Genomic DNA, 19,101 nt, shown 5'->3' on the forward strand with positions numbered 1-19,101 from the left:
CGGATCAGGTCCACGACGGTTTGCGCTTTTCAAGAAATGCGGAAAGGCCTTCGCGGGCCTCAGGTTTGGCGCGCACATCGGCGATCAGTTGCGCGGTCTCGGTCATGAGGGCTTCGTCGATGCGCCGCCCGGCAATATCGCCAGCGAGCTTCTTGGCGATGGACCGCGCACCCGGCGCTGCCGACTTCAACTGCTTGAGCAACTTGCCGATGCGTTCGTCCAGAGCTTCGGGCGCGACAACCTCGTGCAGCAGGCCGATCCGCATCGCCTCGTTCGCGTCGAACACTTCTGCGGTCTGGAAGTAGCGCCGCGCCGTCCGCTCGCCGATGGCGCGCAGCACGTAAGGGCTGATCATGCCCGGCACGATGCCGAGGCGGACTTCAGACAGGCAGAACGTCGCCTCAGAAGAGCCGATGGCGATGTCGCAGGCCGAGACCACACCGACACCACCGCCATAGATCGGACCGTGCACCCGGCCGATGGTGGTCTGGGGCATCCGGTCGAGCGCGGACAACATCCGCACCAGCGGCATCGCGTCCGCGATGTTCTCCTCGCGGGTATAGGTGCCTGCCTCGCGCATGGCATTGATGTCGGCCCCCGCGCAAAGACTCTTGCCCTCACCCGCAAGCACCATCGTGGCAATGGAGCGATCGGAAGCGATGCTCTCGAAGGCGGAGCGCAGCGCTTCGATCAGCGCGCGATTCAGGGCGTTGTTCAGTTCAGGACGGTTCAGCGTGACGCGCGCCACGTCCTGATCGCGCTCGATGCGGACAAGATCGCTCATTTCTGTGTCCCGCATCACATTCTGAACACGCCGAACTTCGGCGGCTCGATCGGAGCGTTGGCGGCGGCGGACAGTCCGAGCCCAAGCACAAGCCGCGTATCCGCAGGATCGATCACGCCGTCGTCCCACAGCCGCGCGGTTGCGTAATACGGATGGCCTTGCGTTTCGTATTGTTCGCGGATCGGGCTGCGGAAGGCATCTTCTTCGTTCGCCGACCAGGTGCCGCCCTTGGCCTCGATGTTATCTCGGCGAAGCTGGCTCAGCACCATCGACGCCTGCTCGCCGCCCATCACCGAGATGCGCGCGTTCGGCCACATCCAAAGGAAGCGTGGGCTATAGGCGCGGCCGCACATGCCGTAGTTGCCGGCGCCGTAAGATCCACCGATCACCACGGTGAACTTCGGCACCGAGGCGGTAGCAACGGCCGTTACCAGCTTCGCGCCGTCGCGGGCGATACCGCCCGCCTCGTATTTCTTGCCGACCATGAAGCCGGTGATGTTCTGCAGGAACAGCAGCGGGATGCCGCGCTGGCAGCACAGTTCGATGAAATGCGCACCCTTCAGCGAACTCTCGCTGAACAGAATGCCGTTGTTGGCGATGATGCCGACCGGATAGCCCCAGATATGGGCGAAGCCGCAGACAAGCGTGGTGCCGTACAGCTTCTTGAATTCCTCGAACTCCGAGCCGTCGACGATCCGCGCGATGATCTCGCGCACGTCGAACGGCTTGCGGGCATCGGCGGGAACGACACCGTAAATATCCTCGCGGTCGAACAGCGGGTCGCGCGGCGCGCGCAATCCTGTCGCCGACGATGTCGCCGGATTGAGATTGCTGACGATGCGGCGTGCGATGCCGATGGCATGGCTGTCGTTCTGCGCGTAGTGGTCGGTCACACCGGAGTGGCGGCTGTGAACGTCAGCGCCGCCGAGTTCTTCGGCGGTGACGACCTCGCCGGTCGCGGCTTTCACCAGCGGCGGGCCGCCGAGGAAAATCGTGCCCTGATTGCGCACGATGATGCTCTCGTCCGACATCGCGGGCACATATGCGCCGCCGGCGGTGCACGATCCCATCACGATGGCGATCTGCGGGATGCCCTGCGCGGACATGTTGGCCTGATTGTAGAAGATGCGGCCGAAGTGCTTCTCGTCCGGGAAAATCTCGTCCTGCTGCGGCAGGAACGCGCCGCCGGAATCGACCATGTAGATGCAAGGCAGATTGTTCTGCCGCGCGATGTCCTGCGCGCGCAGATGCTTCTTCACGGTCATCGGATAATAAGTGCCGCCGCTGATGGTCGCATCGTTGGCGACGATCACGCATTCACGGCCCGAGACGCGGCCAATGCCCGTCACGATGCTGGCCGAATGCACACCGCCGCCGTAGAGGCCGTAGGCGGCCATCGGCGAGAATTCGAGGAACGCCGTGCCTGGATCGATCAGGAGGTCGACGCGGTCACGCGCCAGCATCTTGCCGCGCGCGGTATGCTTGGCGCGCGAAGCCTCCCCGCCACCGCCCGCAACTTGCGAAAGCTTGTCCCGGAGGTCCGCAACCAGGGTCCGCATGACTTCCGCATTGCGGGTGAAATCGGCCGATTTGGGATCGAGTCCGGAACGAAGTGCCATTGTTTCCCGCCGCGTAACGTTTTGATCTTGCTTGCTTCCGTCCTTTCCGGACGGCTTCGACCCGCAAGGTGTCACTGCTTGGCGGCTGAATGCAACCACAACTTTCGCGACGAGTTTGAAGAGACTTGCCGTGGGTCAGAGGCCCTCAATAGGGCAAAGCGGCATCAGGAAATGTCATGTCCCCGACATTTGGCGGGGCAATTTCATGAGGCCGGACCGGCTGAATATCAAAGCCAGGCCTGCGGGCGAACGCCCGCTGAGCGCAACATCGGAGGAAGGCTTAGTGTGTCCAGGGCTCGACGCGGCGGAACGCGAAATTGTCCGCGTAGGCCTTCACGCGCGGCTGCAATTCCTTCGGCTCCAGCACCTGATAGGGGATGCCTTCCCGCTCGCAATAGGCGACGGCCTCTTCCTTGGTGTGGAAATGCAGCGTCACCTGCTGCTTCATGTCCCCGGAGCTGGTCCAGCCCATCAGCGGCTCGACCACACGCGGCTGCTCGGGCTCATAGTCCAGTTGCCATGCCTTGGTCTTGGCGAACCCGGACTGCATCGCATTTTTAGCAGGTTTGAAGATTCTTGCTGTCATGGAGCTAACGGGTCCCTGCGCCTGATCGCTAGTGGCATCGGATGGGTAAAAAGCATGAGATTCGGATGCCGGCCAATATCAAGATCCTGAGCATGACTGCCCAGAACAAGACTTTTTACGGCGAGTTCTGGTATAGTCGGTCCGAAACGCGGTGACAATGTCGGACCGCTTGGGTCCGGGTAGGCGTTCCGCTGGCGTTATTTGGTTCGATCGCATCACGAAACGGTACTCATGGAAATTCAGGCAACACTCCCCGAGAAGGGCCGCGACCTCCGGCTCGATTTCTTCCGCGGCATCGCCAACTGGTGGATCTTTCTCGACCATATTCCGAACAACGTCATCAACTGGGCGACCCCGCGCAATTACGGGTTCAGCGACGCCGCCGACCTGTTCGTCTTCATATCGGGCTACACGGCGTCGTTCGTGTACGCGAAGATGATGCTCGATCGCGGCTTTATCGTCGGCTCGACCCGGCTGTGGAAGCGCGTCTGGCAACTCTATGTCGCGCACGTCATTCTGTTCGTGATCTATATCGCTGCGATCGGCTGGGTCGCATTGCGTTATGCCGATCCGGACATCCTCAACGAGTTCAACGTCGCCGGCCTCATCGCAAATCCCATCCAGACGCTGACGCAAGGGCTTCTGCTGCGCTTCAAGCCGGTCAATCTCGACGTGTTGCCGCTTTACATTATCCTGATGGGCTTCTTCCCGCCGGTGCTGTGGCTGATGCTGCGCAAGCCCGACATGGTGATGATCGCTTCGCTGGTGTTGTATTTCGCGGCACGCCAGTTCGGCTGGAATTTCTCGGCCTATCCGGTGGGCTCCTGGTACTTTAATCCGTATACTTGGCAGCTGCTGTTCGTCTTCGGCGCCTGGTTCGCACTGGGCGGGGCCAACGAATCCCGCTCGGTGATCAAGTCGCAATGGCTGCTGATCGCCGGGACACTCTATCTGATCTTTGCGATGATCATGACGATGGCCGGGCGCTTCGAATCCTTCGGCGCGCTGTTTCCGAAGTGGCTCTATGACGCCTTCAATCCGAACGACAAGACGTTCCTGGCGCCGTATCGCGTCATCCATTTCGTGGTCATCGCGTTCTTCATCACGCGCTTTATTCCGAAAAACTGGGGGCCGCTTGAGTCGAAATGGGCCGAGCCGGTGATCAAGTGCGGCCAGCAATCGCTGCAGGTGTTCTGCGTCGGCATCTTCCTCTCCTTCGTTGGGCACTTCGTGCTGATGCTGAGCTGGGGCACGGTCTGGGCGCAACTCGGCGTCAGCGTCATCGGGGTCGCGATCCTGACCGCCGTCGCCTACTACGGAAGCTGGTCGAAGAAGCAGGACAAGCCATCGGCGCGGCCGGCACCCGCGAAAGCGCCTGCGGCCCAGACTTCGGCAGCTCCGGGGGCCTGATTTGACCATACGGCGGACAAATTGGCCGCGGGCGGTTTAACCGCCCGCGATATGCCGTTCTGCCTTGCTGGAGCCATGCGAAGCGTGTATCGACTGCCCTCTCGGGGTATAGCGTAGCCTGGTAGCGCGGCGGTTTTGGGTACCGCAGGTCGGAGGTTCGAATCCTCCTGCCCCGACCAATCCACTGATTTCCTTAAGTTTTACAGTAACCGGACGCCATCCGACGGTCCGCGCTCCGACGCCAGATTGGCTCAGCGGGTTCCGAACAGTGGATGAGCCACGCGGTCGCCAGCCTGGATTCCGTATTTCCGGGCCGTTCCGCCGATCACCTCAAGCACGCCCTTCGCCAGACCGCCCGACGAAATGATCTTCTCGGAGTGAGGTTCGGTATTTTCCGCGATCCGCAGAATGCGGCCATCGCTGCGGATAAAGATCATGTCGAGCGGAATGAAGGTGTTCTTCATCCACATCGAAACCTGCTGTTCGGGTGAGAAATCGAACAACATGCCCCGCCCCTCCGCCAGTTCCTTGCGGTACATCAGGCCGGTTGCGCGCTCCTGCTCGGTCTTTGCCATCTCGACCGAGAACACATGAACACCCGACTTGGTGACGATCTCAAGCGGCTGCACTTCGGCAGCGATGGCGCTGAGCGACGCGGTCAGCATCACGACGAAGGCAGCGGCAACCCTTTGCAAAAACCCTCTCAGGTTTTGCGACCGGATGATGGATGGAAAAGATTTCAACAGAGAACCCGAATTCATTTCAAGCAAGGCCCTGACGTTCGACAGCGGCACCCTAGCCCGTCAATCATGGCAAAGGCCAGATGCAGGATCTGGCCTTCGTCCATGATCACGTGGATGTGGTTGACGTCAGGTCAGTGCGACGACAGTCCGGGTGCACCGGTCTCAGGCTGAATCTCGGCCGCCATCATACCCTTAGAGCCGGGCCCGAAGCGGACCAGCACATATTGGCCAGGACGCAGTTCGGTCATGCCGTAACGGCGCAGGGTTTCCATATGCACGAAGATGTCAGGCGTGCCTTCGCCGCAGGTCAGGAAGCCGAACCCGCGAAGCCGGTTGAACCATTTGACCTGCGCCCGCTCCAGCCCGCTGGTCGGAGTCACGCTGACGTGAGTCCGCGCCGGAAGCATCTGCGCCGGATGAATCGCCGTCGACTCGTCCATCGAGACGATGCGGAAGGCCTGATAGCCCTTCTGGCGCTGGACGCATTCAACGACCAGACGCGCACCTTCATAGGCGGTCTGGTAGCCGTCGCGCCGCAGGATCGTGACGTGCAGCAACACGTCCGGCCAGCCGTTGTCAGGGACGATGAAGCCGTAGCCCTTGGAGGCGTCGAACCATTTGATAATGCCGGAAATCTCGACGAGGTTGACAGCCGCACCGTCTGCGGCCGCGAAGGAGTCGGCGGCCAAATTCCGCTCGGCAGTGGCAGCCAGCTCACTCGGAGCAAACCTGTCGGATCCCCCAACCGGTTGACCACCTGCCTTCTTGGACTCAAATCCGTCCGAACCCATGACCCCCGGACCCCAACAAATCTTCAGTCAGTCAACGACATGACCAAGTACGTTATGCAAGGAAGCTCGCGCTATTTCATCGTGACGAATCAAAATGAACCAAGGCGAATCCTTGATTTAACGATAACACTCCGCAACAGGGCTGAAAGACAAAAAACAAATCAGCGGTGACCTATGAACAGCCTTGAAGGGCAGCGAATCATTGATGGGGTCAATTGCCGACGAACGGCCCAAGGGTCTCGCCGATATCGTGACGGATCACCAGATCGGCAACGTCATCCTGATCCGTCGGCTCGTTGTTGATGATCACGAGTTTGGCCCCGCAATTGCGGGCCATCAGCGGAAAACCCGCGGCAGGCCACACCACCAGCGACGATCCGATTGCAAGGAACAGGTCGCAATGCTGCGCCAGTTCCGCCGCGCGGCGCATTTCATCTTCCGGCATCGACTGGCCGAACGAAATCGTCGCCGTTTTCACGGGCTCACCGCACGTCGTGCATGAGGGCGCAATGCCTTCTTCGTCGAAACGTTCCTTGACCCAGGGAATCTCGAAACGCTGTCCACATCCGATGCAGCGCGCGTAGGTGGTGTTGCCATGCAGCTCGACGACATGCTCGGCGGAAAATCCCGACACCTGATGCAGGTTGTCGATGTTCTGCGTAACGATCGCCGGAACCTTTCCGGCCTTGTACAGCGACGCCAGAGCCCGGTGCCCGCGGCTGGGCTTGGCCGCAGCGAAGCTCGGCTCCATCGCGAAGCGGCGGCGCCAGGCCTCGTCCCTCGCCTCCTGGCTGGCGACGAACTCGCCGAACGGGATCGGACGATTGCGAGTCCACAGGCCGCCGGGCGAACGGAAATCGGGAATGCCGCTTTCGGTGGAAATGCCTGCACCGGTGAACGGTACAATCGTGCGTGCCTCGGCGATCATATCGCCAAGCATGTCGATTCCACTGCGAAGATCGGATGCAATCATCGTGTCAGTATAACCCAACAAAAATGGGGGCGCGAAGCCCCCATTCTCTTCCGAGCTACCGCTAAAATCAGGCTGCCTTGTCCGCCTTGGGCGCCTGTGGTTTCGGCGCTTCCTGAGGCTTGGACGCTTCCTGGGGCTTCAGGGCTTCCTTGATCTCCCTCATATCCTTCTTGGGAGCGCTGACCTTGGCTGTCTTCCCCAAGGCGGCGAGCTTTTCCATTTCCGCGGCGAGTTCGCGCTGACGTGCGGCGATCTTGTCGGCAAGCTTTTCGCTGGCCTGATCGCGCAGGTTCGCCAGATCGTCGATCGACATCGAATCCAAATCTACCTTTTGCATGGTCTTCCCCGTTTGACTGGGTCAAGGAGGTACCAAGAAGGCCTGTGCCTCGCCAGACGACGCGGTTTCTTATCCACTGTCATACGGTAGCGGATCGCGACGAGGCGTCAACACTCAACAGCCGGTAAATTTGGGGGAAGGTTCTTCAAGGCGATTGCGGAGAAATGTCAGACCGCACACCGTCAGACGTTGCGGGTCGGTTTCGCCGGCGGAAGAAAGTGTTTCGATATAGGTATCGACGCTTTCGCGGGCTTCCTTCAGTTCGTTCTCGTCCAGGTTACGCATCATACCGAACGTATGGATAATCCGATCGATCACTTCTTCCAAGAACGCCTCCTTATTCCCATCAATTCCGTGAGATAACGGCGACGAAGCAAAAAGGTTCCCTGAACAACACCTGCCCTCGGGGCCGATTTGCTGCTATCTGATCGTCGGAATTTTCAACGGCACTCCGGCGATGCTCGAACAGGGATAAGAAACATGCGTTATCTGCACACCATGCTGCGCGTCCGCAACCTCGATATTGCTCTCAAGTTCTACAGCGACGCGCTCGGGCTTAAGGAAGTCCGCCGGACGGAAAGCGAGAAAGGCCGATTTACGCTGGTGTTTCTCTGCGCGGACGAAGACGAGAGTCTGCTCAAACAGGTCAAGGGGCGCGGCGCGCCGCTGGTCGAACTCACCTACAACTGGGATGAAGAGACCTATGGCGAGGATCGTTACTTCGGCCACCTCGCCTACGAGGTCGACGATATTTATGCCACCTGCGACCGGCTGATGAAGCTCGGCATCACCATCAACCGTCCGCCGCGCGATGGCCAGATGGCCTTCATCCGCTCACCCGATCTTCACTCCATCGAGCTTTTGCAGAAGGGCGACGCCCTCGCGCCGAAGGAGCCGTGGAGTTCGATGCCGAATACCGGGCATTGGTAGGCACCGGTTTATTTTCGGAACAAGAACATCGCAATCACGTTCTCCATGACATCGATTATGCATGGAGGAAAAAATGGGACGCGGACTCTTGTTGTGGCTGCTGGGCGTGCCGATCCCAGTGATCATTCTGCTCTGGCTTTTCTTCGGCCGCTAAAACTCGTTCGACTTCGAAAGCCCCTGCGCAACGCAGGGCTTTCTCGTCAAGACTGCGCATGCAGTTCAGGGTTTACTGCAGTCGGCCGTCGCTTCGATGAGCTTGACGAGCTTGTTGCCAGCCGCCTTCAAAATGCACATTTCGATCTGCTTACCGGCAGGCACCGGCTTGGCGCAGATGATCTGCGGGTTGTCGTCGTAAACGGCCGTCGAGAATTTGCAGTTGGCCTGACATGACGCCGTGTAGTTGAATGGATTTGTCAGAGAGATGCTGGCCGCCTGTTCGCCCGGCAGAATCGTGCAGACGATCGGCACCGGCTCGGCATGCAGCGCCGAAGGCAGGCCGCCCGCCAGAGCTGTAACTAAAATCAGGATATGTCTGCGCAGCATGAATCGACCGTGGTTGCTTCCGGCAATACGGTAGCAAGACCGGATGCCCGAGACGAGCATTTCATGGCAACGGCCTCATCCGGGGGAAATTCAGCCTCATCTTGAGTTGCAAGAATCCGCGATCTCTGTTCGAAATCGCTGACCGGGTGAGTACCGTCAGGGCGGACATCTTGCAAAACGTGGTCAACGCATTCCTGCTGGTCTATGCCGCGCTGTTTCCGATCGTCAATCCGGTTGGCAGTGCGCCCCTGTTCCTGCGCATGACGCGCGGGCGCACCACAGCCGAACGCAGCGTCCTTGCGCTGAACGTGGCGCGCAACAGCTTCTTTCTCCTGCTCGGATCATTGTTTATCGGGTCGCATGTTCTCGAATTCTTCGGGATCACCCTTCCCGTGGTCCGCGTGGCCGGCGGTCTGGTGGTGGCAGCCTTTGGATGGCAGATGTTGCACGCCCCGGAAGATCCCGGCCCGGATCGTGCGAAGGTCGACACCGGCCCCGCAATCGATGCGTTCTACCCGCTGACCATGCCGCTCACGGTCGGTCCCGGATCGATTTCAGTTGCTGTCACGTTAGGCAGCCAACGACCGACACCAACCGCAGATTTCGCGCAGCTCGCGATCCTCGGTGGCGCTGCGGTGGCGGGGCTTGCCGCCATCGCCCTCACCATCTTCGTTTGCTACCGCTTTGCCGACCGCATCATCCTGTTTCTGGGTACGCGGGGCACGAATGTCGTCATGCGGCTTTCGGCATTCATTCTCCTCTGCATCGGCATTCAGATCATCTGGAATGGGTGTAGCGCGCTGCTCGGCAAGTCGATTTGAGCCCGCATTTCAGATCACCATCCGCACACTCTTCACGCACTTGTGCATCGCAACAAAATCGGAATTCCTGCTCCGAGCGCCGATTTTGCGAGAGTTTTCAATTAAGCATGAGTTCCCTCCCTCCAAACGGCGCATTGAATATGACGGTAATTTTCGCTAGGTCTTGAGCGATGCAGGCCCTCGGATGGCCGCTACGCCAGGGTCTGTGATTGATGCCTCGCCTTATTCACGGTCGTAAAACCGCTTCGACAACCGCGGCGATGGTCAGTGCGTTTGCGCTTGGCCTGTCTGCTCTCGCGCTGTCCCCCGTCGCATCTCATGCTGAACAGGCAACAACCGGCGCCAGCACTGTTGTCTCCGACGATTTGAACAGCGTCTTCAAGGCCCAACCCTGCGTGCAATCCAAATCGCTCGCCCAGCTCGACGCACCGATCGCTCGTCTGTCGAAGAAGCTGGATGCTCATGAGCCTGTGACCATTGTCGCCGTCGGCTCGTCATCGACCGGCGGTGCGGGTGCAAGTTCTCCGGCCTATTCCTATCCCAGCCGCCTCGAGCGCGAACTGCGCCAGAGGTTCCCCGAGACTCCGATCACCGTCATCAATCAGGGCGTCAACGGCGAGGACGCCGCCTCGATGATGGAGCGGATGGATGCGGTTCTCGCACCCAAGCCGGACCTGGTGATCTGGCAACTCGGCACCAACACTGTGCTTCGCGACGGCAACATTCCCGCAACCGCGGACCTGATGCAGGCCGGAATTTCGCGCATCAGAAAAACCGGCGCGGATGTGCTGCTGATCGACCCGCAATTCGCACCACGCGTCAACGCCAAGCCCGGCGCGAGTGAGATGGTCGGACTTATCGCTTATGTTGCCAAGCAGGCGCACGTTCCATTGTTCCGGCGTTTCGTGGCGATGCGCCACTGGCATGAAGATCAGGCTATTGCATTCGACCGGTTCATTTCCGCAGACGGCCTGCACATGAACGACTGGGGCTATTCCTGCCTCGCCCGGCTGCTTGCCGACAACATCACGGCCACGGTTGTACGATCACGCTCCGTCGCCGGCGTCAGGCCGTTTCTGTAACGGCTCCATCAGCTCATAATTTTTCGAATGTGATAGTATCCGGTTTCCGGATGACGCATATCGCATGCAGCAACTGAACTTTTCAGGGTTCAGCCTGTATGAGAACCGCATGACGCATTCGCACGATACCGCGCACGACCATGCTGATCATCGGCATGAGGGGCATGACCATAAACATGGTCATGGTGCCGGGCACGTTCATGCGCCTGCGAATTTCGGCCCGGCCTTTGCGATCGGAATTACGCTCAACACCATCTTCATTGTCGTCGAAGCGGTCTACGGCTACGCCAGCAATTCGACCGCGCTGATCGCCGACGCCGGGCATAACCTGTCCGATGTGCTCGGGCTGATCGTCGCGTGGATCGCGGTCATACTTTCGAAGCGGCCGCCGTCGGTGCGTTACACCTACGGCCTGCGCGGCTCGTCGATCCTGGCCGCACTGTTCAACGCAGTCTTCCTGCTGATTGCTGTCGGCGCGATCGGCTGGCAGGCCGTGCTGCGATTGTTCAATCCGGAACCCGTGGCCGAGATGACCGTGATGATCGTCGCGGCCATCGGCATCGCCATCAACGGTTTCACCGCGCTGCTGTTCGCAGCCGGACGCAAGAGCGACCTCAATATCCGGGGCGCCTATCTGCATATGGCCGCGGACGCCGCGGTATCAGCCGGCGTCGTCATCGCCGCGCTGATCATCATGTTCACGGGCTGGGTGTGGCTGGATGCGGTCGTGAGCCTTTTGATCGTTGGGGTCATCGTCTGGGGCACATGGGGACTTCTGCGCGACAGCACGGCGATGTCGCTCGGCGCTGTCCCGTCAGGCATCGATCCGGTTGCGGTTCGTCAATACCTCGAACAGCGTCCGGGCGTGACCGAGGTCTGCGACCTGCACATCTGGCCGATGAGCACCACCGAATCCGCACTGACCTGTCATCTGGTGATGCCCTCGGGGCATCCGGGGGATGCCTTTCTGGTTCAGGCCACACTTCACCTGAAAGAGACCTTCGGGATCCAGCACACCACGATCCAGATTGTGACCAGCGCGGTCACGGCCTGCACGCTCGCGCCGGAAGGCGCCATTTAACCGGCCTTGAAAAGGCCCGACAGAGAATCTACTGATACGACATGACAAGCGATGCCGACATCAATGCAAGGCCCGGCGCTGGACGCAGCGGACAGCGACGCCGTCTGTCGCTTGTCCTCGCACTCATGATTGGCCTGCTGGCATCGCTGATTCATTGCGGAAGCTGCGACCCGGCCATTGCCGGCTCGAACACCACGGTCCTAGCAATTGACTTCGACGGGACGAGCCCGCCTGACACGCCCGATCATAAGATGCCCTTTCATTGCGGGCATTGTCTCAGCCACGTCACCGGACAACCGACATTTGTCGTGCAGCTTCCGGCCGACGTGAGCCATCACGTGCCGCCACTCGGCCGCGAGCAAACGCTGGCGTCGCTGGCCGGCCTGCCCCTGTTCAAACCACCCCGCGCCTGAGCATCAACGCGGCCGCCGAGGCCCGTTCGGCATGACCGCAGCCTCATAGCTGCGGGAGCGCCTGTTCACACCATTTCGCAGACATGGCGATGGCACGACTCCGATCGCGCGCGGGAACATAACGATGACCAGATTTAAATTGCTTGTTGCGGCAAGCGCGACATGCGCGATCGCGACGCTTTGCTTCGTCGCAGCCTATGCACACGAAAAGCCGCCTGTTCAGGAACAGCCTGCTCAACATGATGAACCCGGCATAAGGCTCAGTGAGAAACAGGTCGCTGCCGGAAACTTCGCGGTCCAGGAAGCGCGTGGTGGACTCCTGAGCAAACGCATGGTCGTTCCGGGAGCAATCGTGCCGAGCGCCGACCGCATCGCCAAGGTCTCCGTCCGGTTGCTTGGCACCGTCGCAGAGGTGCGCAAGCGGCTCGGCGACACGGTGCGTGAGGGTGACGTTCTCGCGATCATCGAAAGCCGGGAGGTGGCCGACGCCAAGAGCCAGTACCTCGCCGCGCGGGTCGCCTTCGACCTTCAGGACACCTTGTTCACGCGGTCGAAAAGCCTGTTCGAGTCCAAGGTCAGCAGCGAAAACGACTTCCTGCGCGCGAAAACCGCATTCGAGGATATCCGGATCAAGTTCGACGTTGCGCGTCAGAAACTGTTCGCGCTGGGTCTGACCAGCGACCAGATCGCGGTGCTGCCCCAGCAGCCTGTGGAGAGCCTCAGATTACAGGAATTGCGCGCACCGATGAACGGCCGGATCGCTGAGCGCCGCGTCGATCTCGGATCTCTGGTCGGCCGCGAAGGTCAGGAAAGCGAGCTGTTCGTGATTGTGGATTCAAGTGTCGTGTGGGCCGAGCTCGCACTCGCGGCCGCGGATCTTGCCGTGGTCAGCGAGGGCCAGAAAATCACCATCAGCGCCGGTTCGCAGGGCGAGCCCTTGCCCGCGACCATCATGTTCGTGAGCCCTCTGCTGGACAAGGACACACGTCTGGCGCGCGTCGTCGCATCGGTCGACAATCCCGCGCACATCCTGCGGCCGGGCATGTTTGTGACCGCCGAAATCCCGTTCCAGCAGGTGAAGGCTGACGTGGTGGTGCCGAAAACCGCCGTGCAGAGCATTGAGGGCCAGAGCGCCGTGTTTGTCCGCACGCCAACCGGTTTTGAGCCCCGCAAGATCGTCACAGGCCGCGAGGACAGCCGCTCAATTGAAGTGACGTCCGGCCTCTCCGCCGGCGATCCCATCGCAACCGCCAACACCTTCGTCCTGAAGGCCGATCTCGGCCGCGGCGAAGCATCTCACGCGCATTAGGCCACCGAACATGATCAGTCGCATTCTCGACCTGTCCATCCGGCACCGCTGGATCGTCGTCCTGTTCAGCATCGGCTTTGTCGCGTTGGGTGCCTGGTCGCTGCTGCATTTGCCGGTCGACGCCGTGCCCGACATCACCAACAAGCAGGTGCAGATCAACACGACCGCGCCGGCGCTGTCCCCGGTGGAAATCGAAAAGCAGGTCACATTCCGGATCGAGACTGCGCTGGCGGGCATCGCGGGACTGGAAAGCACCCGTTCATTGTCGCGCAACGGCTTCTCGCAGGTGACGGCCATCTTCCGCGAGAAGACGGATATCTATTTCGCACGGCAGCAGATCAACGAGCGGCTGATCGAACTCCGCGCCAGCCTGCCGCCCGGCGCCGACCCGAAAATGGGCCCGATCTCGACCGGCCTCGGCGAAATCTACATGTGGACGGTTTCTCTCGCGCCGAAAGCCAACGGCAGCAGCGGCAAGCCGGGCTGGCAGAGCGACGGCACATTTCTGACAGCGGAAGGCGAGCGTCTCAAAACCGATATCGAACGCGGCGCCTATCTGCGCACGGTGCAGGACTGGATCATCCGGCCGCAGGTCAGGAGTGTCCCGGGTGTCGCCGGTGTCGATGCCATCGGTGGATACATCAAGCAGTATCAGGTGAAGCCCGATCCCGCGAAACTGATCTCGCTCGGGCTGTCGTTCGGCGATGTCGTTCGCGCCATCGAGGCCAACAACATCAGCCGGGGTGCCAGCACCATCGATCGTAACGGCGAAGGAATCGCGGTTCGCGCGGGTGGTCGTCTGGAGAGCCTGACCGACATTGGAGATGTGACGATCATCACACGCGGCGGAGTTCCGGTGCGGATTCGCGACGTTGCTGAAGTGGCAATCGGAGGGGAAATCCGGACCGGCAGCGCCAGCCGCGACGGACGCGAAGCCGTGATCGGAACGGCGCTGATGCTGATGGGCAGCAACAGCCGGACCGTCGCCGCCGCAGTCGACGCAAAAATGCAGGACATCCGCCGCAGTCTTCCGGCCGGGGTCACAGTGGAAACCGTCCTCAACCGCACCCAACTGGTCGATGCGACCGTCACCACCGTCGCCAAGAATCTCGGCGAAGGCGCCCTGCTTGTGATCGCCGTCCTGTTTCTGCTGCTCGGCAACTTTCGCGCAGCGCTGATCACGGCGCTGGTCATTCCGCTCGCCATGCTGATGACGGCTACGGGAATGCTGCAAGGCCGGATCAGCGCCAACCTGATGAGCCTGGGTGCCCTCGATTTCGGCCTGATCGTCGACGGCGCAGTCATCATCACCGAAAATGCGCTGCGGCATCTGGCGGAAAAGCAAACCGAAACCGGCCGGACACTGACGCTGTCCGAGCGCCTGGCGACGGTGAAAGCCGCCGCTGAAGAGATGATCGCGCCGACCGTCTACGGCCAGGCGATCATCATCCTGGTCTATGTCCCGCTGCTCACCTTCAGCGGCGTTGAAGGCAAAATGTTCGAGCCGATGGCTTTGACGGTCATCCTCGCGCTGGTTTCGGCTTTCGTGCTGTCACTCACGTTCGTTCCGGCGCTGATCGCAATCGCAGTCACCGGCAGGGTGAAGGAATCCGACAACCTCGCGGTGCGCCGTCTCAAGTCCTGCTACGCGCCGCTCCTGAAACGCACCATCAGCCGGCCCCTCGCCGCCATCGCGACCGGTGTGGTCCTGTTTCTCGGCGCGCTGTTGCTGTTCTTCCGTCTCGGTCAGGAATTCATCCCGACGCTGGATGAAAAGAATCTCGCGATGCATGCGCTGCGTATTCCCAGCACCAGCCTCACGCAATCGCAGGCGATGCAGTTCGACGTCGAAAAAGCCATCAGCGGCTTCCCGCAGGTGGCCTACGTCTTCTCCAAAACCGGAACGGCCGAGATCGCCTCCGATCCGATGCCGCCCAACGCCTCCGATACTTTCATCATCTTCAAGCCGAAGGACCAGTGGCCCGATCCGGCATTGAGCAAGGCCACACTGCTGGACCAGATCGAAAAAGCCGTCCGCGAACTGCCCGGCAATAACTACGAATTCACCCAGCCGATCCAGATGCGGTTCAACGAGCTACTGGCGGGTGTGCGCGGCGATCTGGCGATCAAGGTGTTTGGCGATGAGTTCGAGCCGCTGCTGCGCAGCGCTGGCCAGATCGCAGGTATCCTGCAGAAAACCAAAGGGGCGAAGGACATCAAGGTCGAGCAGGCCAGCGGCCTGTCCGTGCTGGATATCACCGTGAACAAGGCGGAGATCGCCCGGCGCGGCCTCAGCCTCACCGCCGTTCAGGACGTGATCGGCACAGCCATCGGCGGACGAAGCGCCGGAGCGGTGTTTGAAGGCGACCGGAGCTTCGACATCGTGGTCCGCCTTCCGGAAGACATCCGCGGCGATCTCGATGCACTGAAGAACCTGCCGGTGTCGCTGCCGCCGGCCGGCCTGACCCCGTTGACCGTCCCACTCGGCCAACTGGCGACGTTCAAGATCAGCGACGGTCCGAACCAGATCAGCCGCGAGAATGGCAAGCGGCGTGTCGTCATCACCGCCAATGTGCGGGACCGCGATATTGCCGCGGTCGTGAACGACGCCCGGGCACAAATCGAGACTCGGGTGGCGTTGCCGCCCGGCTACTGGTTGTCCTGGGGCGGCCAGTTCGAAAATCTTGCAGCCGCACGCCAGCGGCTCTCGTTCGTCGTGCCGGGATGCTTCGTCCTGATCTTCCTGCTGCTGATGGGTGCGCTCGGCACCGCGCGGGACGCCCTCATCGTCTTCAGCGCCGTCCCTCTTGCCCTGACAGGCGGTGTTGTCGCGCTGTGGCTGCGGGGGATTCCGTTCTCGGTTTCTGCGGCGGTCGGTTTCATCGCCCTGTCGGGCGTTGCCGTCCTCAACGGGCTGGTGATGCTTAGTCACATCAAGCAACTGATGGCCAGGGGGCAGGAGAAGGCGGAAGCCATCTTCGAGGGCGCCCTCACCCGCTTGCGGCCCGTCGCCATGACGGCGCTGGTGGCGTCGCTCGGCTTTGTGCCGATGGCGCTGGCAACCGGAACCGGCGCCGAGGTGCAACGGCCGATTGCAACGGTCGTGATCGGTGGGGTGATCAGCGCGACGCTGCTGACGCTGTTCGTTTTGCCGGCACTTTATGTGCTGTTTGGACGCAAGCCGGAGAGCGTTGCATCAGAGACAACATCGATGCCAGCTCAAACCGTCGAACCGTTGCGCGGTTAACTGGATCAGGCGGCGCCGAGATACGCGGCTTTCACCTTCGGGTCCGAGAGCAGCGTCGCGCCGTCGCCCTCCAGTGCCACCTTGCCGGTCTCCAGCACGTAACCACGGTCGGCGATCTCGAGCGCGGCGCTGGCATTCTGCTCGACAAGCAGAACGGTCACGCCTTCCTTTCGGAGTGACACGATCGCCGCAAGGATCTGATCGACAAGCGTCGGCGATAGCCCGAGCGAAGGCTCGTCCAGCAGCAGCAACTTCGGCTTGCCCATCAAGGCACGGCCAATCGCCAGCATCTGCTGCTGCCCCCCGGACAATCCCCCGGCAAGCTGGCGGCGCTTCTCGGCAAGGATCGGAAACATTCCGAACACACGGTCGCGGTCGCTCTCGATATCCTTGTCCCGGCGCATGTAAGCACCCAGGCGAAGATTGTCCTCGACGCTGAGCGGTCCGAAAATCTGGCGGCCTTCGGGCGACTGCGTCATCCCCCGCTGAACCCGCCGATGCGGCTTGAGGCGATCGATGCGCTCGCCCAGAAAGCGGATTTCGCCGGCCGTAATCGGCTGAACGCCCGATAGCGCCCTGAGCAGCGTCGTCTTTCCCGCGCCGTTGGAGCCGATCAGGGCGACCACCTCGCCTGCCCGCACGGCAAGGTTGACGCCGTGCAGCACCTCGATCCGGCCATAGGCGCTGCGGAGGTTGGCAACTTCAAGCACGGGCCGCCTCCTTCGCTCCATGTTTGCCGAGGTAGGCTTCAAGGACCGCCGGATTGTCACGCACCTCCTGCGGCTTGCCTTCGGCGATTGGCTTGCCGCGATTCAAAACAAGAATGTGGTTCGAAATCTTCATCACCAGCTTCATGTCGTGTTCGACAAGAACGACCGCGATGCCCTTGGCGGCGACCCGCCGGATCAGTTCGTCGATCTCCTCGGTCTCGACGGGATTGCAGCCGGCCGCAGGCTCATCGAGCAACAACACGCGCGGTTCGGAGGCCAGCGCGCGCGCGATTTCGAGGCGCTTGCACGCGCCGTAGGACAACGATCCCGCCGCAACATCTGCGCTGGCGCGCAGTCCAACCTCGTCGAGCAAGGCGAGCGCGGCATCGCGCGTCTCGGCGTTTTGCCGCGTCACCGATGGCAGGCGGAACAGGTCCGCAAGCAGATTGCAGCGCTCCCGGAGATGACGGCCGACCATGACGTTCTCCGCAGCCGTCATGCGCTGGAATATCTGGAGGTTCTGGAAGGTCCGCGACATGCCGCGCGTGGCGAGCTTGTCGGGCGTCAGTCCTGTGACATCCTCGCCCGACAGTTCGACATGCCCCTGATCGCGCTCATAGACCCCGGAGACGATGTTGAACAGCGTGGTCTTGCCCGCGCCGTTCGGCCCGATAATTGAAAGAATCTGTCCGGGGCTGACGGAGAAGCTGACACCGTCGATGGCTTTGACGCCGCCGAACGAGATTCCGATATCCCTGGCTGCGAGGATCGTCATGCCTTCGTCCTCTTCGCCAGCAGACGCGACAGCGTCGGAACGATGCCGTCGCGCATGAAGATCATCGACACAATGATGATGAAGCCGAGCAGCAGGTGTTCGTATTCCTGAAACACGGTGAGCACCTGCGGCAGCGTGATTAGGACCGCCGCACCGACAATGCTGCCGACGACCGAGCCGAGCCCGCCAAGCACCACCATGGTCACCATCTCCACAGAATGGAGAAATCCGGCCTGATCGGGATTGATGAAACCATTCATGAGCGCAAGGGCGGAGCCCGCAATCGACGCATAGGCGGCTGCGATCACGAACGCCTGCAACTTGAAGCGGGCGACGTTGATACCCGCCACGCGTGCCGCGACCTCGCTGTCATGCAGCGCGCGGAAAGCACGCCCTGTCGGCGTATCGTTAAGGTTGAGAGCGATCCACGTTCCCAAAATCAGAAGCCCGCCCGTGACCCAATACCAGGTGTCCGATCCGCTGACGCGCCAGCCGAACAGCACCAGCTTGGCAACCGGCATACCGTCAGGCCCGCCGGTCCAGCGGCTTTCCGTGGTGATAACGAGCGCCACGAGCACGCCGAGACCAAGCGTTGCAATGGCGAGGTAATGCCCCTTCAGTTTCAGGATCGGGCGGCCGACGAGATAGGCCAGAACCGAAGAAATAACACAGCCAAGCAGAACCGCCGCCCATGGCGGGATTCCGAAATGCGCGGGACCGATAGCGACGGCATAGGCGCCAATTCCGAAGAACCCCGCATGACCGAGGCTGACCTGCCCGGCCGACCCCATCAGGACGTTCAGGCCGATGGCCGCAAGCGCCGACACCCACACCAGCGACGCCACACGGAAATAGTAGCTCGACGGAAAAATCAGCGGCAGCACCGCGACGACGACCGCGAGTGCGATCAGGATCAGATAGCGATAACCGATCTTCTGCGGCACCGC

The 19,101-nt window shown here is 61.2% G+C and carries 20 protein-coding genes and 1 tRNA gene; 9 read left to right on the top strand and 12 right to left on the bottom strand.

Annotation, left to right across the window (positions count from 1 at the left end):
* Positions 1–4 precede the first annotated feature (4 nt).
* The 3 genes from ACP7AL_RS21185 to ACP7AL_RS21195 form a co-directional block, all read right to left on the bottom strand.
* Positions 5–784: an enoyl-CoA hydratase/isomerase family protein gene (locus ACP7AL_RS21185; protein ID WP_425994029.1), complete on the bottom strand. Its 780-nt coding sequence runs from the start codon at positions 782–784 to the stop codon at positions 5–7.
* A gap of 14 nt (positions 785–798) precedes the next feature.
* Positions 799–2,403, bottom strand: coding sequence for a carboxyl transferase domain-containing protein (locus ACP7AL_RS21190; RefSeq protein WP_425994031.1), 1,605 nt, complete (start codon positions 2,401–2,403; stop codon positions 799–801).
* A gap of 280 nt (positions 2,404–2,683) precedes the next feature.
* Positions 2,684–2,989 carry an ETC complex I subunit gene (locus ACP7AL_RS21195; protein ID WP_006020476.1) on the bottom strand — a complete coding sequence of 102 codons (306 nt, stop codon included), beginning with the start codon at positions 2,987–2,989 and terminating at the stop codon, positions 2,684–2,686.
* Between the two features lie 231 nt (positions 2,990–3,220).
* On the opposite strand from ACP7AL_RS21195, the gene ACP7AL_RS21200 reads away from it, so the two are divergent.
* On the top strand, positions 3,221–4,399 hold the full coding sequence (locus ACP7AL_RS21200) for an OpgC domain-containing protein (protein WP_425994033.1): 1,179 nt from the start codon (positions 3,221–3,223) through the stop codon (positions 4,397–4,399).
* A 102-nt stretch (positions 4,400–4,501) separates the two neighbouring features.
* A tRNA-Pro gene (locus ACP7AL_RS21205) sits at positions 4,502–4,578 on the top strand.
* A gap of 72 nt (positions 4,579–4,650) precedes the next feature.
* Here the strand turns inward: ACP7AL_RS21205 and ACP7AL_RS21210 are convergent.
* The 5 genes from ACP7AL_RS21210 to ACP7AL_RS21230 all read right to left on the bottom strand — a co-directional run bounded on the left by ACP7AL_RS21210 (position 4,651) and on the right by ACP7AL_RS21230 (position 7,570).
* On the bottom strand, positions 4,651–5,064 hold the full coding sequence (locus ACP7AL_RS21210; protein WP_425994461.1) for a DUF192 domain-containing protein: 414 nt from the start codon (positions 5,062–5,064) through the stop codon (positions 4,651–4,653).
* Positions 5,065–5,273: 209 nt separating this feature from the next.
* Complete coding sequence (locus ACP7AL_RS21215; protein WP_425994035.1) at positions 5,274–5,933, bottom strand: cold-shock protein; 660 nt, start codon at positions 5,931–5,933, stop codon at positions 5,274–5,276.
* A gap of 211 nt (positions 5,934–6,144) precedes the next feature.
* The gene (locus ACP7AL_RS21220; RefSeq protein ID WP_425994037.1) at positions 6,145–6,906 is read right to left on the bottom strand and encodes an SIR2 family NAD-dependent protein deacylase; all 762 of its coding nucleotides are present in this window, start codon (positions 6,904–6,906) and stop codon (positions 6,145–6,147) included.
* A 67-nt stretch (positions 6,907–6,973) separates the two neighbouring features.
* Complete coding sequence (locus ACP7AL_RS21225; protein WP_024919203.1) at positions 6,974–7,243, bottom strand: hypothetical protein; 270 nt, start codon at positions 7,241–7,243, stop codon at positions 6,974–6,976.
* A 114-nt stretch (positions 7,244–7,357) separates the two neighbouring features.
* The gene (locus ACP7AL_RS21230) at positions 7,358–7,570 is read right to left on the bottom strand and encodes a hypothetical protein (protein ID WP_006020469.1); all 213 of its coding nucleotides are present in this window, start codon (positions 7,568–7,570) and stop codon (positions 7,358–7,360) included.
* A 153-nt stretch (positions 7,571–7,723) separates the two neighbouring features.
* Between ACP7AL_RS21230 and ACP7AL_RS21235 the strand changes: the two genes are divergently transcribed.
* Positions 7,724–8,173, top strand: a complete 450-nt coding sequence (locus ACP7AL_RS21235) for a VOC family protein (RefSeq protein WP_006020468.1) — start codon at positions 7,724–7,726, stop codon at positions 8,171–8,173.
* 219 nt (positions 8,174–8,392) lie between these two features.
* Here the strand turns inward: ACP7AL_RS21235 and ACP7AL_RS21240 are convergent, their stop codons facing one another.
* Positions 8,393–8,776, bottom strand: a complete 384-nt coding sequence (locus ACP7AL_RS21240) for a hypothetical protein (RefSeq protein ID WP_425994040.1) — start codon at positions 8,774–8,776, stop codon at positions 8,393–8,395.
* A 119-nt stretch (positions 8,777–8,895) separates the two neighbouring features.
* On the opposite strand from ACP7AL_RS21240, the gene ACP7AL_RS21245 reads away from it, so the two are divergent.
* The 6 genes from ACP7AL_RS21245 to ACP7AL_RS21270 all read left to right on the top strand — a co-directional run bounded on the left by ACP7AL_RS21245 (position 8,896) and on the right by ACP7AL_RS21270 (position 16,669).
* On the top strand, positions 8,896–9,537 hold the full coding sequence (locus ACP7AL_RS21245) for a MarC family protein (protein ID WP_425994463.1): 642 nt from the start codon (positions 8,896–8,898) through the stop codon (positions 9,535–9,537).
* Positions 9,538–9,749: 212 nt separating this feature from the next.
* On the top strand, positions 9,750–10,619 hold the full coding sequence (locus tag ACP7AL_RS21250; protein WP_425994042.1) for an SGNH/GDSL hydrolase family protein: 870 nt from the start codon (positions 9,750–9,752) through the stop codon (positions 10,617–10,619).
* Positions 10,620–10,728: 109 nt separating this feature from the next.
* The gene (locus ACP7AL_RS21255) at positions 10,729–11,700 is read left to right on the top strand and encodes a cation diffusion facilitator family transporter (RefSeq protein ID WP_425994044.1); all 972 of its coding nucleotides are present in this window, start codon (positions 10,729–10,731) and stop codon (positions 11,698–11,700) included.
* A 41-nt stretch (positions 11,701–11,741) separates the two neighbouring features.
* Entirely contained in the window at positions 11,742–12,113 is a 372-nt protein-coding gene (locus ACP7AL_RS21260) for a ferrichrome ABC transporter substrate-binding protein (protein ID WP_425994046.1), read from the top strand.
* 124 nt (positions 12,114–12,237) lie between these two features.
* Entirely contained in the window at positions 12,238–13,422 is a 1,185-nt protein-coding gene (locus ACP7AL_RS21265; RefSeq protein ID WP_425994048.1) for an efflux RND transporter periplasmic adaptor subunit, read from the top strand.
* 10 nt (positions 13,423–13,432) lie between these two features.
* On the top strand, positions 13,433–16,669 hold the full coding sequence (locus ACP7AL_RS21270) for an efflux RND transporter permease subunit (protein WP_425994050.1): 3,237 nt from the start codon (positions 13,433–13,435) through the stop codon (positions 16,667–16,669).
* A gap of 5 nt (positions 16,670–16,674) precedes the next feature.
* Here the strand turns inward: ACP7AL_RS21270 and ACP7AL_RS21275 are convergent, their stop codons facing one another.
* From ACP7AL_RS21275 to ACP7AL_RS21285, 3 genes are read right to left on the bottom strand one after another with little or no spacing between them, the layout of a single operon-like run.
* Positions 16,675–17,379, bottom strand: a complete 705-nt coding sequence (locus ACP7AL_RS21275) for an ABC transporter ATP-binding protein (RefSeq protein WP_024919194.1) — start codon at positions 17,377–17,379, stop codon at positions 16,675–16,677.
* On the bottom strand, positions 17,372–18,154 hold the full coding sequence (locus ACP7AL_RS21280; RefSeq protein WP_006020459.1) for an ABC transporter ATP-binding protein: 783 nt from the start codon (positions 18,152–18,154) through the stop codon (positions 17,372–17,374). The genes ACP7AL_RS21275 and ACP7AL_RS21280 overlap by 8 nt, the downstream gene beginning before the upstream one ends.
* Positions 18,151–19,098, bottom strand: coding sequence for a branched-chain amino acid ABC transporter permease (locus ACP7AL_RS21285; protein ID WP_425994053.1), 948 nt, complete (start codon positions 19,096–19,098; stop codon positions 18,151–18,153). Before ACP7AL_RS21285 ends, ACP7AL_RS21280 begins: the two co-directional genes overlap by 4 nt.
* Positions 19,099–19,101 lie beyond the last annotated feature (3 nt).

The sequence above is a fragment of the Afipia sp. DC4300-2b1 genome, from assembly GCF_049895725.1.
Lineage (GTDB): Bacteria > Pseudomonadota > Alphaproteobacteria > Rhizobiales > Xanthobacteraceae > Afipia > Afipia broomeae.